At 60.0% G+C, this 14750-nt stretch carries 11 protein-coding genes and 2 pseudogenes; 11 read left to right on the top strand and 2 right to left on the bottom strand.

The features are described 5' to 3' along the window. Window positions 1-59 precede the first annotated feature (59 nt). Together AC2ITM_RS25215 and AC2ITM_RS25210 are read right to left on the bottom strand one after the other, a co-directional pair. Window positions 60-749: a YjbF family lipoprotein gene (locus AC2ITM_RS25215; protein WP_486470996.1), complete on the bottom strand. Its 690-nt coding sequence runs from the start codon at window positions 747-749 to the stop codon at window positions 60-62. Further along, entirely contained in the window at window positions 746-2962 is a 2217-nt protein-coding gene (locus tag AC2ITM_RS25210) for a YjbH domain-containing protein (protein WP_486470995.1), read from the bottom strand. The genes AC2ITM_RS25215 and AC2ITM_RS25210 overlap by 4 nt, the downstream gene beginning before the upstream one ends. A 155-nt stretch (window positions 2963-3117) precedes the next feature. Between AC2ITM_RS25210 and AC2ITM_RS25205 the strand changes: the two genes are divergently transcribed. The 11 genes and pseudogenes from AC2ITM_RS25205 to tnpC all read left to right on the top strand — a co-directional run. Further along, window positions 3118-3876, top strand: coding sequence for a metallophosphoesterase family protein (locus tag AC2ITM_RS25205; RefSeq protein WP_486470994.1), 759 nt, complete (start codon window positions 3118-3120; stop codon window positions 3874-3876). 341 nt (window positions 3877-4217) lie between these two features. Further along, window positions 4218-6323: a polysaccharide biosynthesis tyrosine autokinase gene (locus AC2ITM_RS25200; protein WP_486470993.1), complete on the top strand. Its 2106-nt coding sequence runs from the start codon at window positions 4218-4220 to the stop codon at window positions 6321-6323. A gap of 211 nt (window positions 6324-6534) precedes the next feature. After that, window positions 6535-7233 carry a sugar transferase gene (locus tag AC2ITM_RS25195; RefSeq protein WP_486470992.1) on the top strand — a complete coding sequence of 233 codons (699 nt, stop codon included), beginning with the start codon at window positions 6535-6537 and terminating at the stop codon, window positions 7231-7233. A gap of 35 nt (window positions 7234-7268) precedes the next feature. Next, on the top strand, window positions 7269-8504 hold the full coding sequence (locus AC2ITM_RS25190) for a WcaI family glycosyltransferase (protein WP_486471072.1): 1236 nt from the start codon (window positions 7269-7271) through the stop codon (window positions 8502-8504). 44 nt (window positions 8505-8548) lie between these two features. Continuing rightward, window positions 8549-9667 (top strand): GDP-mannose 4,6-dehydratase, encoded by a 1119-nt coding sequence (gene gmd / locus AC2ITM_RS25185; protein WP_486471071.1) that lies wholly within the window; start codon window positions 8549-8551, stop codon window positions 9665-9667. Between the two features lie 72 nt (window positions 9668-9739). After that, window positions 9740-10684 carry a GDP-L-fucose synthase gene (fcl, locus tag AC2ITM_RS25180; RefSeq protein WP_486471070.1) on the top strand — a complete coding sequence of 315 codons (945 nt, stop codon included), beginning with the start codon at window positions 9740-9742 and terminating at the stop codon, window positions 10682-10684. A 120-nt stretch (window positions 10685-10804) separates the two neighbouring features. Next, the gene (locus tag AC2ITM_RS25175; protein ID WP_486471069.1) at window positions 10805-11905 is read left to right on the top strand and encodes a glycosyltransferase family 4 protein; all 1101 of its coding nucleotides are present in this window, start codon (window positions 10805-10807) and stop codon (window positions 11903-11905) included. After that, window positions 11905-12696, top strand: coding sequence for a hypothetical protein (locus AC2ITM_RS25170; RefSeq protein WP_486471068.1), 792 nt, complete (start codon window positions 11905-11907; stop codon window positions 12694-12696). The genes AC2ITM_RS25175 and AC2ITM_RS25170 overlap by 1 nt, the downstream gene beginning before the upstream one ends. Continuing rightward, the gene (locus AC2ITM_RS25165; RefSeq protein WP_486471067.1) at window positions 12693-13508 is read left to right on the top strand and encodes a sulfotransferase family protein; all 816 of its coding nucleotides are present in this window, start codon (window positions 12693-12695) and stop codon (window positions 13506-13508) included. Before AC2ITM_RS25170 ends, AC2ITM_RS25165 begins: the two co-directional genes overlap by 4 nt. Window positions 13509-13632: 124 nt before the next feature. Next, window positions 13633-13767: pseudogene (locus tag AC2ITM_RS25160) on the top strand (IS66-like element accessory protein TnpA); the annotation flags it as partial. A gap of 62 nt (window positions 13768-13829) precedes the next feature. After that, window positions 13830-14555 (top strand): annotated as a pseudogene (gene tnpC / locus AC2ITM_RS25155) (IS66 family transposase); the annotation flags it as partial. Window positions 14556-14750 lie beyond the last annotated feature (195 nt).

Below are 14750 nucleotides of genomic sequence, written 5' to 3'. Positions count from 1 at the left end.
AAATGTAAAGGCGCCTCGCGGAGCAAGGCAATATCTGCAAAGGTTTTTGCGGGGCTTTATCAGTGTGAGCTCATTTTGGCGACCATGTTGGGATCCAGTTCTCGGAAGATGATCATCCCGACCAGCGTTCCAGAGAACTGCCGTGACATCCTGATCTGGCCAGCGCTGTCGACCCAGTAGAGATTCATGAAGCCGTACTGCGGGCCGTGACATGTCTCGCTCATGTAGGTGGTGGCTACCTTGCTGGTGGTCAGATCCAGCATGAAGGGTTCGATGACGGAGACATCGCAGGTGTAACTGTGTTGGACGATCTGGCGGTTGCCATCTAGCTTGGAAATAAACCGGTGCGTGATGCCGGACTTGTGCTGTTTCAGAAGACGGAGTGTTTCTGAGGCATCGGTGGACATCGTGTCATCCCCCAGACCGCGCGTCGCAATGAGCATCCCGTCCCGGAAGGATAAGACCGACCCATCCCGCGAGAGCCAACTGCGTACCCCATCTGCAGATACCTGTTCCAGGCGCAGCACGTCGTAAGCGCCGCTGTCCTGAGCCAGCGCGAACATTCCCGGGGTATTGGTTTTGGACAAGGCCATGTAGCGCGGCACCTTTTCTGCAGCCGCTTTGCGTACTTTCAGAGAGCTGAGCGCATCCCCGACGTTGGAGGAGAACTCCACTTGGGGGGCGGCGCACCCAGCCAGTGACAAGAATGCGCAGAATGTTGCCGCCAGAAGACCTTTTTGCCGTGTCATCGCCAGAATTTTCCCCAGTCTTCCTGCAATTGAGGAGAGTGATATCCTCGCACGAGGTCGTAAAGCCGGTTGCTGATATTCAGCTGTGCACCGCCATCCCGCGTTAGCGGGCGGATGGTCTGGCCGAAGCCCGACATCGAAGGTTCACCCGAAAGGCGCGAGGTTGGGATCCAGAAGCGGATACCCTTGTCGAAGGACCCTTCCCCGAAATCTTTGGCCGAGACATCGGTCTTGGTGAAGAAGGCACCGATCCGGAATCCGTTTGCAAACTCGCGATCAAGGCTGATGGTCGTTCCCCAGTCCCCGGCCAGGTAACGCCCGGCGCTGACCGAGCCGACATAGCCATCTCCGAAATCATAATAGGCGGTGGCGTGACCGGTTGCGACCTTGTAGTCGCGCAGCCCGAACAGCATGTCGTAATCACGTTGCTCGACGTAGTTGATATCGAATCCGATAGCCAGCGGGCCGGTCACCGGCTTCCAGAGCACCTCGTTGGAGACCCCAGCGAACATGTCCTCCAGGTAGCCTGCCACGAAGTGGCCATAAAGATCTGGGCCTGGCCGGTAGAAATATTCCGCTGTCAGCTTGTTCATCTGCAGGGTCGATTCCTTCGCATAGAGCGCTGCATCAGAGCGTACATGCGGCAGAACCGAATTCGAGGAGCGTGAAGTGTCGGCCAGGTTACCGACGAGGGGATAGCGCAGCTGGGTCGACAGCAACAGATGCGAGACCGGGGCGTAGCCAGCGGTGAACTGTACACCTAGATCCGCACGCACAGGGCTGTCGGGATCAAAGTAGGAGGGAGAGAGATAGCTGCCGAGCCCATAACTGATCTTGGGGAAGGTCTGCGGAACGACTTGGTCCCGAGTCATAGCGTCGTCCGCCGCGTCTCGGATTTGAGCACGGCCATACATCTTCCAACTACCGTCGAAGTCGAATTCCAGCTCTTCGAGGTCGCTGCGGTGCAAAGTCACTTCGCTGAGCGTGATTCCGTTAGCCACGGGAATGAGGATCATCGTCTCGATTTCGGGCGGCAGCACATTGCTCAGGACCCGTGCAGTACGGCCCAGAGCTTCGGGAACGGCATCGAAGCGGGAGTTGCTAATATAGACTTTGACGCTTGTTCGAGAAGGCAGGGAGAAGCCCTGGAGTTCGATTCCTTCGGACTTGAGCGCCGTGCGGATCTGATCTCGCAGCACATTCTGCCAACCGGGCTGCGTTTCCAGCGTGTCCCATCCCAGGGCTTTAGCCTGGGCACGAGGCATCACGGGCAGGCCGGCGCTTTCTAGGCCGCCGGGATAGGCAGGATGCGCGCCATTGAAGGTATAGCTGACCAAGACACCGAGTGTGCTACCATAAAGATAGGCACCCGTCAGGTCGACGCCGTTCTGCATCCGATAGGTTACGGCAAAGTTCAGCGGCGAACGGTAGTCAAAATCAGCTCTGGCGCTTTCCGCACTGTAAGCGTCCGAAGAGTATTCAGCAGTGAAGACCAAGTGCTGATTGTACTGGTACTGCACCCCTCCGAAAAGCGCCGCATCGCCCCGGAACCAGTGGCTGGCATCCATCTTGCCGGTCTGGCTGACACCCGTGCCGCTGGTCGAGGGACGGGTCTTGAAGCGGCTGCTCAGCACACCGAGAGGATTTTCGAAGCTGCCATGGCTGCCCAGACGTCCCCAGCCGATGCCCCCGGTTACTCGCAGCCGATCGAATGTCTTGCCGAAGCTAAGGTATTCGCCTGCATAGACGTCGGTACCGCCGAAATCACGTAGCCCCAGAGTGATGGAGGGCATCCGAGCGCCTTCCCGGGCCAGCAGAAAACTGATGTCGAAACTGCGGTCATAGCGGTTGTACCTCCGGCTGCCGCTGGAATCGAAATTGTCCAGAATGGAGTAGCGGAAGCTGCCGCTGATGCGTGGCGCCATCTGGAAGGACAGGGTGTTGCGCAGCGTGCCGCTGAAATAGCCCAAGCTTAGCGACACATCTCCATCCTTCATCGGGTAAGCACCGGGCATGTCGATCAGGCCGGAACTGCCGTAAAAGCTGAGGGTCGGGCGGTCCCAAGTCGGAACTTCCGACAAGATGTCGGACATGTCGGTCTTCAGGGCGTCACTACCTACAGCATCTTGTGCCATGACGATGCCTGGGACGCCCAAAATAATACAGGCACTACTTCCCAGTCCCGTACATACCATACTCAGCCAGTGACGCATGCGTTCCTTCCCTGCCCCTCGTCCGTCACAGCCTCAATCACGGAGGCTGTGCGTTCTCCCTTGCACATCGTGAAGATGCGTCAGAGAATCCTAGTCAGCTTTGCTGCCCAATTTGATGCCACCTTCTCAGAGATTAAGCGGAGGATGAACGGACGATGTTCTTCTCTCGGCGCCGCCGTGCCCCAAAACCCACATTTTCAGCCCCGCTCTTGCCGGATGAGCCGTTTTTCGCCATCGGTGACATCCATGGATGCGATAAGTTGCTTGTTCGCCTGCTGCAACGTCTTGATGACATAGCGCCGGACTGTCGCCTCGTTTTTGTCGGGGATTACATTGATCGCGGCGAAAATTCCGCCGCTGTCCTGCGTCACCTAAAGCAGCTATCAGATGATCCGGAGAGAAAAGTAATCTGTCTCCGCGGGAATCATGAAGACATGTTGCTGCAGTTTTTGGAGACCCCAGAGCAGTCTGGATCGCGCTGGATGCGCTATGGCGGGCTGCAAACTGCCGCCAGCTTCGGTGTCGCGCCCCCTATTGGCTCAGCGGTGCCTGATGAGCAGTGGAGGGCCTGTCGCGACAGCCTCATCGAAGCACTCGGAGCGGAAATGATAGGCTGGCTGAATGACATGCCGTTGCTTTGGCAGACGGGAAACGTCGTCACGGTGCATGCTGGTGCGACGCCGTCGCAGCCTCTGAACCGCCAGCACAGTAGCGCTTTGCTCTGGGGTGATCCCTCTTTTGAGACGGAGGTCCGGGAGGACGGAATCTGGATTGTGCACGGCCATACCATTGTGGATGCCCCTATGGTGCGTCAGGGGCGCATCAGCGTGGATACCGGAGCCTACGCTACTGGAAGGATGAGCGCGGCCTTCCTCTCTCCCGGTCAAGGCGAACCGACTTTCGTGCAAGCCTGACACTGGATCCGAGACGGCCTAAAATTAGCCAGTGGGTATGAAAAGATGTCACAGAACGGCTCTGCGGGCAGTTCATCTTGTGCCCCTGGCTTCAGGCGGTGGACACCCTTTGAGAGATATGGGAGGGTCCGAGCGTCCACAGGCCCGTTCCGGCACGTTCTCTATACCTTCTCTACGACGACCTACATACCATCACTTTTGACGCCAACGCCTTTAAAAAGTGGAAAATTTCACCCGAACACATCCCAAGCGACCGGATGCAAGCGAAACGGCCGCGACAAGATGGATCGCAAGCGTGACAGACGCTTGTGCGCTTATGTCACCTTACATTGAGTAATCCTGTGCAAAAAGACGATAACGGCGAGGTCATTGACCTAAAGTCCCTTTTCAACACTCTCTGGCGCGGCAAGTGGATTATCGCCTGCGCAGCAGCCGTCGGCCTGACGATCGGGATATATTATGCGTTTTCTGTGGCGAAGCCGAGCTACAGCGCAACGGCCGTCGTTATGCTCGACACCAGCCAGGAGCAGATCGTCGACCTCAGCAGTATCGTGCCGGGGCTGACGAATGACAACGTCACGATCAACTCCGAAGTCGAGATCATGAAAAGCCGTATCTTGATCGGCAAGGTTGTCGATAAGATGAATCTGGTTGACGATCCAGAGTTCAATCCGACGCTGCAGCCGCCGTCGTTTACGGAACGACTTCGTGAGTGGATCGGCAAGTTGCCCTTCTTGGGAGGGGTTAGCACTCCCGTAGACGCCAGCATGACCGCAAGCGAGCGCGCCGCTTGGGTGCGCAACCTCACGATCAACAATGTCCTGCTTGCTCTGAACATTACCAATACGCCGGACACCCTTGCCTACCAAGTCAGCGCGACGACGGATTCTGCCAGTAAATCGGCGAACCTCGCAGATACTCTGGTGGAGATGTACATCAAGAACCAGGTGCAGGTGAAGGTTTCGGAAACCGATCAGGCCGCCAACTGGTTGTCGAAGCGCGTGACCGAACTGCAGACACAGTTGGAAGCTGCGGAATCGCGCGTCAAAGCCTTTAACGCGAATACGGAGTTGGTCGACCAGGACACCCTTGCGGCACAGGAGCGCCAGCTCAAGGATCTCCGCAGCCGGATCGAGGGTGCCAAGGAAGCTCTGCAGGCTGCTCAGTTGAAGGTCGAGCAGATCAACAAGAGCACGAGTCCGGAACAGCTGGCGGCAGCGCTTGACGATCCTCAGCTCACGAGGCTTCTGCAGACCCTTGGTGCGCAGTCAGATGCCTATCAGAACAGCGCTCAGAATTTGACTACGCGGGCCAAAATCGATGTGCAGCGTCTACAGAACCAGCTGGCAGCGATGGAGGCCTCCTCGCAGGTGCTGGCCAAGCAGAACGACCAGCAGAACAGCGACCTGATCCAGCTTCAGCAGTTGACGCGGGAAGCTGAGGCGACCAAACTGCTTTACGAGCACTTCCTGACGCGTTTCAAAGAAACTGCGGCCCAGGAGGGGATACAGAAGGCTGACAGCCGTCTGATTTCCTACGCCGTGATCCCAATGTCCCCTTCTGCGCCGCGCAAGACGGTCGTCATGGCTATGGGGCTGATTCTGGGCGCGATTTGTGGTGCCGGTATGGTGCTGTTGCGAGAACTTCGCCAGAATACCTTCCGTCTTGCCCAAGATCTGGAGCAGCGCACAGGGTATACTGTCATGGGCCAGATCCCGATGGTGCCTTCACGCGCACGACGTGGCGACGTAATCAAGTATTTGGCAGAAAGGCCGGCTTCAGCTGCTGCCGAGGCTATTCGCAACCTGCGGACCTCGCTGTTGCTGACCCATGCGCAGCAGGCGCCGCAGGTGATTGCGACGACTTCGTCGCTGCCGGGTGAAGGCAAGACGACCCTGTCGCTGGCCCTTGCACAAAACTTCACTGGACTTGACCAGAAAGTCCTGCTCATCGAGGGTGATGTGCGCCGTCGGGTATTTGGTCAGTATCTTGGAACAGACCAGAAAAAAGGCCTGATTTCTGTGTGGTCCGGCGACGCCAGCCTAGAAGAGGTGGTGGTATACGACCCCAAGATCAAGGCCGACATCCTCATTGGTGAGGCCAGCCCGATCAACGCGGCGGATCTCTTCTCCTCTAAGCGCTTCAAGGATCTGATCGACGAGGCGCGCAAGCATTACGATACGATCATCATCGATACCCCGCCGGTGTTGGTGGTCCCCGATGCCCGCGTCATCGCCCAGCAAGTCGATGCGATGCTTTTCGTTGTCTGCTGGGATTCGACCTCCAAGATCCAGGTGCAGGATGCCCTGCATATGTTCGAGAGTGTCGGCCAGAAGGTCGACGGGATCGTTCTGAATCAGATTAGTGCCAAAGGGATGCGCTACTACGGCTACGGTGACAAATATGGCGCCTACGCCTCCTACGGGAAAAAATACTACGTTGATTGAGTATTTTGGCCCGGCGCGATATATGCGCCGGGCTGCCTATCACGCGGTCACTTCAGTAGGCTTCCCGCCTATCATTGACGGCTGTGCATCTCCGGACTTTTGTCTTCGAGCGGGATGGTGTAGTGTTTAAAGGTATCTAAACGCCGCCAAACACTTCCAGGAGGCGTAAAAAAATCTTGTATAAATTCACTTTCTCTAGCGAGGGGTCGCTATGAAGCATTTAGGTGTTGAGCAAATCAGTAACTCGTCCACCCTTGTGCAGTCGAAGGCGTCCACAGTGCCGCTGAAGCGCAAGCTGTATCTCTTGGTGGGCAAGCGTCTTCTGGACCTGTGCCTAGCTATGATTGCTCTGCCGCTGATCTTCCCCGTAGTGGCAATTGTCTGGCTGATGGTGCGCAAGGATGGCGGTCCCGGCTTCTATTCGCAATTCCGCGTCGGCAAGAACGGCCGGCTCTTCAAGTGCTGGAAGCTGCGTACTATGCGCGTCGATGCTGAAGCGGCACTGAACGAGCTTTGCGCAAGAGATCCTGAAGTCGCGGCTGAGTGGAAGAAGAACCAGAAGCTTGCGAACGATCCGCGGATCACCAAGATCGGTCACTTCCTGCGGGCGACCAGCCTGGATGAATTGCCTCAGATCTGGAATGTTTTCATCGGCGACATGAGCTTCATCGGCCCTCGTCCCTTCATGACCAACCAGGAAGCTATCTACCGCTCGAATGGCGGGGAGGCGTATTTCGAAATGCGCCCGGGGATCACTGGCCCTTGGCAGATTGCGGGGCGCGGGGAGACGACTTTCGTGCAGCGCATCCGCTATGACAACCTGTACTGGAGGCAGCTCTCTCTTTCGAGCGATCTTTGGTACATCTGGAAGACTGTCCGCGTTCTGCTTTTTGATCGCACGGGGCACTGAAACCAGTCCTGCCGTCTTGCGAAGGCTTTAAATCATTGAAATTCCTTATTCTGGGCATCAATTATGCGCCCGAAATCATTGGCACGGCCGTTTACACGACAGGTCTGGCGGAAGCGCTGTGCCAAAAGGGTCACCACGTCGACGTGGTGACCGCCAAACCTTACTATCCGGCATGGAAGGTCTTCGAGGGCTGGTCGAAGCGGGGCTACACCCGCGAACGCACGGCGCAGGGTCCCGACGTGACCCATGCGCCGCTCTATGTGCCGGCCAATCCGACCGGCTCGAAGCGGATGCTGCATTATGCCAGCTTCGCCCTCGGGGTGACGCCCCCGATGCTGGCGCGGGCCCTGGGTAAGCGCCCTGATGTCGTCTTCGTCGTGGCGCCTTCGCTGGTGTCGGCCTCGGTGGGCTGGATCGTCGCCCGGCTGTGCGGGGCCAAGCTCTGGCTGCATATCCAAGATTATGAGGTGGAGGCAGCTTTCGCCACCGGCCTTCTGAAGGAAGACAGCGCCATCGGCCGCGCTGCGAAGGGATATGAATCCTGGATGCTGCGGCGCTTTGATCGCATCAGCTCGATCTCAGCACCGATGCTGGACAAGCTGCGCGAGAAGAAGATCCCCGAGGAGCGGATCTTCGAATTGCGCAACTGGGCGAACCTGGCGCGGGTCACCCCGCTGGAGGGGCCCTCGCCGCTCAAGCAGGAGCTTGGCATCACGACCGAGCATGTCGCGCTCTACTCGGGCAACGTGGCCAACAAGCAGGGGTTGGAGGTGATCCCGACCGCGGCACGCATGCTGTCGGGGCGCAAGGATCTGACCTTCGCGATCTGTGGAGAGGGACCGTTTCTCCAGACGCTCAAACAACAGGCAGAGGGGCTGGAAAACGTCCGTTTCTATCCGCTTCAGCCGCTGGATCGCCTGAGTGATCTTCTGGGTATGGCGGACGTCCATCTGCTGCCCCAGATTGCAGGAGCAGCAGATTTGGTTCTGCCCTCGAAACTGACGAACATGCTGGCTTCGGGGCGACCCGTCGTGGCGACGGCGGATGCCCACACGGCTCTGGCGCACGAAGTCATGGGCTGCGGGACCATCACGCCGCCTGGTGATGCAGAGGCGATGGCCCAGGCCATTTCCGCCCTGCTTGACGATCCGCAACGGCGTCGGGACCTGGGTCAGGCGGCCCGCGCCCGCGCCTATGAACGGTGGGATATGGACCACATCCTCGGCAGATTCGAAGCCGAGGTCGGCAAGCTTACAAAACTGTCTGGCTAAGTCCGGTACACACTCGGCAGTTTCACAGAAGGAATTAGGGTTTCATGAAAAAGGCATTGATCACCGGGGTGACCGGACAGGACGGTTCGTACCTGGCGGAGTTCCTGCTTGAAAAAGGTTACGAGGTTCACGGCATCAAGCGCCGGGCTTCGCTTTTCAATACGCAACGCGTGGATCACATCTATCAGGATCCCCACACCACGAAGCAGAACTTCAAGCTGCATTACGGGGACCTCAGCGACACCTCGAACCTGACCCGGATCATCCAAGAAGTTCAGCCCGACGAGGTCTACAACCTCGGCGCCCAGTCTCACGTGGCCGTGTCCTTCGAAGCGCCCGAATACACCGCCGATGTCGACGCCATCGGCACCCTGCGCCTGCTGGAAGCGATCCGCTTCCTGGGCCTGGAAAACAAAACCCGCTTCTACCAGGCCTCCACCTCAGAACTGTACGGCCTGGTGCAGGAGATCCCGCAGAAGGAAACCACCCCCTTCTACCCGCGTTCGCCCTATGCGGCGGCCAAGATGTACGCCTACTGGATCACCGTGAACTACCGTGAATCCTACGGCATGTATGCCTGCAACGGGATCCTGTTCAACCACGAGTCCCCGCGCCGCGGCGAGACCTTCGTGACCCGCAAGATCACCCGTGGCCTGGCCAACATCGCCATGGGCCTGGAACCCTGCCTGTACATGGGCAACATCGACAGCCTGCGCGACTGGGGCCATGCCAAAGACTATGTTCGCATGCAGTGGATGATGCTGCAGCAAGACTTCGCCGAGGACTTCGTGATCGCGACCGGCGTGCAGTATTCCGTGCGTGAATTCATCACCTGGACCGCAGCCGAGCTGGGCATCGAGCTGGAGTTCACCGGCACCGGCGTGGATGAGAAGGCCACCGTCAAGTCGGTCGACAATGCCATCTCTCCGGCCGTCAAGGTGGGTGACGTCATCATGCGCATCGACCCGCGCTACTTCCGTCCTGCCGAGGTCGACACCCTGCTGGGCGATCCGACCAAGGCCAAGACCAAGCTGGGCTGGACCCCGGAGATCACGGCACAGGAAATGTGCGCCGAGATGGTCATGGAAGACCTCAAGACCGCCAAGCGCCATGCCCTGCTGAAAGAGCACGGCCTGGAAGTTCCCGTCAGCGTCGAAGGCTGACCGTACACAGGGCTGGCGGCAGGACCTGCTGCCAGCCTCTTTGCCCCATCGCAACGAGAAGGCTTCGAAGACATGTCCTATGATCTGACCGGCAAGAAGATTTGGGTCGCGGGACACCGCGGCATGGTGGGTGGAGCCGTGGTGCGCCGCCTTGCAACGGAGGGCTGCGAGGTCATCACAGCCGGGCGCGACGTTGTCGACCTGACCCAGCAGGCCCAGGTGAAGGAATGGATGGCCGAGGTGAAGCCCGATGCCATCGTCATGGCGGCCGCCAAGGTCGGCGGCATCCTGGCCAACAACACCCGACCTGTCGATTTCCTGCTGCAGAACCTCCAGATCGAGACGAATATCGTCGAGGCCGCCCATGCCAATGACGTGGACCGTTTCCTGTTCCTGGGCTCGTCTTGCATCTATCCGAAGATGGCTCCCCAGCCGATCCCCGAGGACAGCCTTCTGACTGGTCCGCTGGAACCGACCAACGAATGGTATGCGATCGCCAAGATCGCCGGCATCAAGCTGTGCCAGGCCTATCGTAAGCAATACGGGCGCGACTGGATCTCGGCCATGCCGACGAACCTTTACGGCCCAGGCGACAACTACGACCTGAAATCCAGCCATGTGCTGCCGGCGCTGCTGCGCAAGTTCCATGAGGCAAAGCAAAGTGGCGCCGCCTCGGTCGAACTCTGGGGCTCGGGCACGCCGCTGCGCGAATTCCTGCACTGCGATGACCTGGCCGATGCGCTGGTCTTCCTGCTGAAGGAATATTCCGGCTACGATCACGTCAATGTCGGCTCGGGTGTCGAGGTGACGATCCGCGAACTGGCTGAAACCATCGCCAAGGTCGTGGGCTACGAGGCTGAGCTGGTCTTCGACAGCTCCAAGCCCGATGGTACGCCGCGCAAGCTGATGGACAGCTCCACCCTGCACGCGATGGGCTGGAACCGGGCCCGGACGCTGGAGGAAGGCATTACCCAGACCTATGCCTACTGGCTGGAGAACGCGCTGGAGCAGGCCTGAGCCTGGCCGGCGTGCAGGTCCTGCGCGCCGCTCTTCACGCCCTGCCCGCTTGGCGGGCAGGGTCTGCATGTAATTGCCGAGGCGTGATCACGCGCCGCACTCAACAGGGATGACGGGGACATGAAAGCGCCCGCGGTACATATCGTCGCCGCCGTGCCGCCGCCGACGAACGGGATGACCCTGGTCACGCAATGCATGACCCAGGCCTTCGGCACGCAGCGCGACGCGCGGCTACATCTGGTGGGCAACCCCGACGCCAAGGGACGCGCAGCCTTTGCTTTCCGCAAGCACGGCCGCTTCCTGGCCGCGCTGTTCACCGGCGGGTTGGCCTCGCGCGGGCGGCACATCTGCTATTTCGTCCCCGACTCCAGCCTGGGCCTCTGGTTCAACTGCATCGAGGCTCTGCTGTTGCGGCTGTTCTTCGCCGAGGTTTGGCTGCATCACCATGTCTTCAGCTACGTCGGTCAGCGCGACGGGCGCATGGCCTTCATCCTGAAGGTCCTTGGCCCGAAGGCCCGCCATATCGTCTTGGGCGATGCCATGGCCGAGGGTCTGCGCCGCCATTACGGTCCGGCCCCCATGCACGTGCTGGGCAACACGCCCTTCGTGCTGGACCGTCCCGAGCCGCGCGCCCGCAAAGCGCTGCGTTGCATGGGATTTCTCAGCAACATCACCCGGGACAAGGGGATCGGGCTGTTCATGGAAACCGCCGAGCGCGTCCAGAAGGAATTCCCTGATCTGGACTGCGTCATCGCCGGACCCATCGCCGATCCCGCACTGCGGACCGAGGTCGAGGCCTTCTGCGCCCGCGATCCGGAGCATCGGCACTGGCTGGGGCCGGTCCGTGGGACCGACAAGGCTGCCTTCTTCGACCGGGTCGACCTGCTGCTGTTTCCCTCGCTCTATGCCAACGAAGCCCTTCCGGTCACCATCTACGAGGCCCTGGCCGCCGGACAACCGGTGCTGGCCACGCAGCGTGGCTGCATTCCCGGCCAGCTGAACGGGCATGACTGGTGCTACCCCGAGGCCGATTTCACGGCGCGCGCGAGCGCCCTGATCACCGCCTGGATGCGGGACCCATCGGGCTTTGCCCGTGACAGCCAAGCGGCGACCAAGACATTTCAGACCCAGCAGGACCGTGACACCCGCCAGCTTGACCGGCTGGTTGCGGGCATCGGCACCCCTGCTTTTTCAGACGTTTCAGAACCAGGAACCCGATGATGGCCGATACCGACACGCGAGAGGAGATCACCCCCGAGCTGATCGAGAGGATGCGCCGGCAAAACCAGCCGTCGCTGAAGCGCAGGGTGCTGCGGCGGGTGCGCTCGACCGTTTCGACCATGCCCGAGCTCTATATTCCGCTGCGCCGCTACCGTCGCAGCGACACAGTGGCAGGTGCCGGCACAGAGCTGATCCTGGAAGGCTATCCGCGCTGCGGCAACACCTGGGCGGAAATGGCCATCCGCCATGCCGCGGATCGTCCGCTGAAGATGGCGCACCATTCCCATGCCTCGGCGCATGTGATCTATGGCCTGCGCCTTGGGATCCCGACGGTGGTCCTCTACCGTGCGCCCGATCCGGCGGTGCGCTCTCTGCTGGCCATGGGCACGCGCAACATGACCGCGCGCGAGGCCTACCATGAATATGTGCTGTTCTACGAAACCGTGCTGAAGCAGCCGCGCGACAAGCTGCTGTTCGCCTCGTTCGAGGATGTCACCAAGCGTATCGATGCAGTCCTGGCCACCATGCGGGACCGTTTCGGCCTGCCGCTGAACCCCTTCGATCCTAAGGACCCCGAACAAGAGGCCGCGGTCTTTGCCCTGATGGATGCCCGCGCCGCCAAGATCCGGCCGGACAAGCAGGCGGTCTCTCAGTCCAACCCAAACCATTTCGACGCCGAGCAGGTGGCGCTCAAGCAGGTCTCGGATGAGCAGATCACCGCGCTGAAGACGGATTCCGTCTACCGTGCCGCCCAAGACGTCTATTCCCGCCTGGTTTCGGATATCGCATGACCCTGCCGAATTTTCTCATCATCGGGGCCATGAAGGCCGGAACCACCACCCTGTACGAGGATCTGCTGTCGGTCCCCGGTGTCTGGCTGCCGCCGCAGAAGGAACCCGAGGATCTGGTTGATCCCGCGATCGAAACTCCCGAGCGGTTGCGCGAATACGAACGCAAATACGCTGGATGCCCGGCCGGGATGCTGGTCGGCGATGCCTCGACCGCCTATGCCAAGCGCCCCACCTATGAGGGCGTTGCCGACACGGCACTGCGCCTGTTGGGACCCGACATCAAGATCATCTACATGACCCGCCATCCGGTGAAACGGGTGGTCAGCCAGTACCACCATCTCTGGGGGCTGGAGATGGAAAACCGGCCGATGAACCAGGCAGTCCTGGAAGATCCTCAATACCTGTCCTACAGCCGCTATTCCTGGCAGCTGGATCCCTGGAAGGCCGCCTTCGGCGAGGAGAAGATCCTGCTCGTGCGGTTCGAGGATTATCTGGCCGACCGTCCCACCGAGATGGCCCGGATCTGCGCCTTCCTGGGCCTTTCTGCCCCCACAGCCGCTCCGGATGAAACCCACCGGAACAAGTCGGAAGGCAAGCGCGTGGTGCTGGAGGGATCCCTGGCACAGCGGTTCTCCAGCTCGCGGCTGTATCTGTTCGGGATCAAGCCGCTGATCCCGACGGGCCTGCGCGACAAGCTGAAGGCACTGGTCCTGCCGACGGCTCGTAAGATGGACGACAGCCTGAGCGCACAAACCCGGGCCAAGCTGGAGGAAGAGCTTCGCAAGGACCCGATTTCCGCCAGCTATCTCTAGGCGCGCCCCTCAGGCTGAAATGACCTGACAGCCAACATGATCCGTTCGCCCTTGGTCGGGCGGATCGTACGCCTCCGGCGAGAGCCGTCTGACCCGGATGTGGCTTTGGTGCTAAGTCCGACCTATGGCCGACCTTAAGTTCACTCCAGAGATCGAGATCCTTGGCGCCGAAGATGTTCCGCGTCAGCGACCCTGGAGCGATGCGGACAAGGTACGGGTCGTGAAGGAAAGCTATCTGGGGAAGCGTCAGGGCGCCGCGACGGCGCGGCGGCATGGGATCTCGCGGTCTCTCCTCACGGTCTGGCGGCGACAAGGAACGGCGAACTCGGCCATCCGAACCGGCATCTTGCAGGGTGGCAGGGCGTTCTTCAGGCCGACGCCTATGGCGGCTACAACGACCTGTATCGCAGTGACCGTGATCCGGGCCCGGTGCTCAGTGCTCTCTGTTGGAGCCACGCCCGGCGGAAGTTCTTCGAGCTTGCCGACATCAAGGAGAAGGCACGCCAGAAGAAGCCCACATACGACATATCGCCTGTCGCCCTTGAAGCCGTGAAGAAGATCGACGCCATCTTCGATGTCGAGCGCCAGATCAACGGTCTGGACATCCCCAGCAGGCTCGACGCCCGGCACCGGCTGGTGCGTCCCCTGGTCGAGGACCTGCATGACTGGATGCGCGCCGAGCAGGGAACCATGTCGAAGCACAACCCCGTCGCCAAGGCGATCGCCTACATGTTCAAGAAGGACCGATGGGATGCCTTCACGCTCTTCCTTGAGGACGGCCGGATCTGCCTGACGAACAATGCGGCCGAACGCGCGCTTCGCGGTATCGCACTGGGGAGAAAATCCTGGCTCTTTGCCGGCTCCGAGCGGGGCGGTGACAGGGCGGCATTCATGTACTCCCTGATCGTCACGGCCAAGATGAACGACGTCGATCCGCAGGCTTGGCTTGCTGATGTCCTGGCCAGGCTTCCCAATACGACAGCATCTCGGGTTCCAGACCTTCTACCCTGGAATTGGCGATCCTCCGAGAGCCGACGCGCTGCATGACCGCGGCCTACGCCGGATGCTTACACCCAGCCGAATGCGCCGGAGACCTATCCTTTTGGGTACCTGTATCCCCGGTTTCCACCTCTCCATACTCTCTCCAATTGTAGGGGTAGAAGCATGGTCTGGCAAAAACCGACAGCGTAGATCGGTTGCCGGACCAGCCCACATCACCATACATCTATGACTTTTGTAAGT

It is taken from the genome of Pseudooceanicola sp. NS-SX9, assembly GCF_057380705.1.
This window is presented reverse-complemented; position numbering and strand designations above follow the sequence as displayed.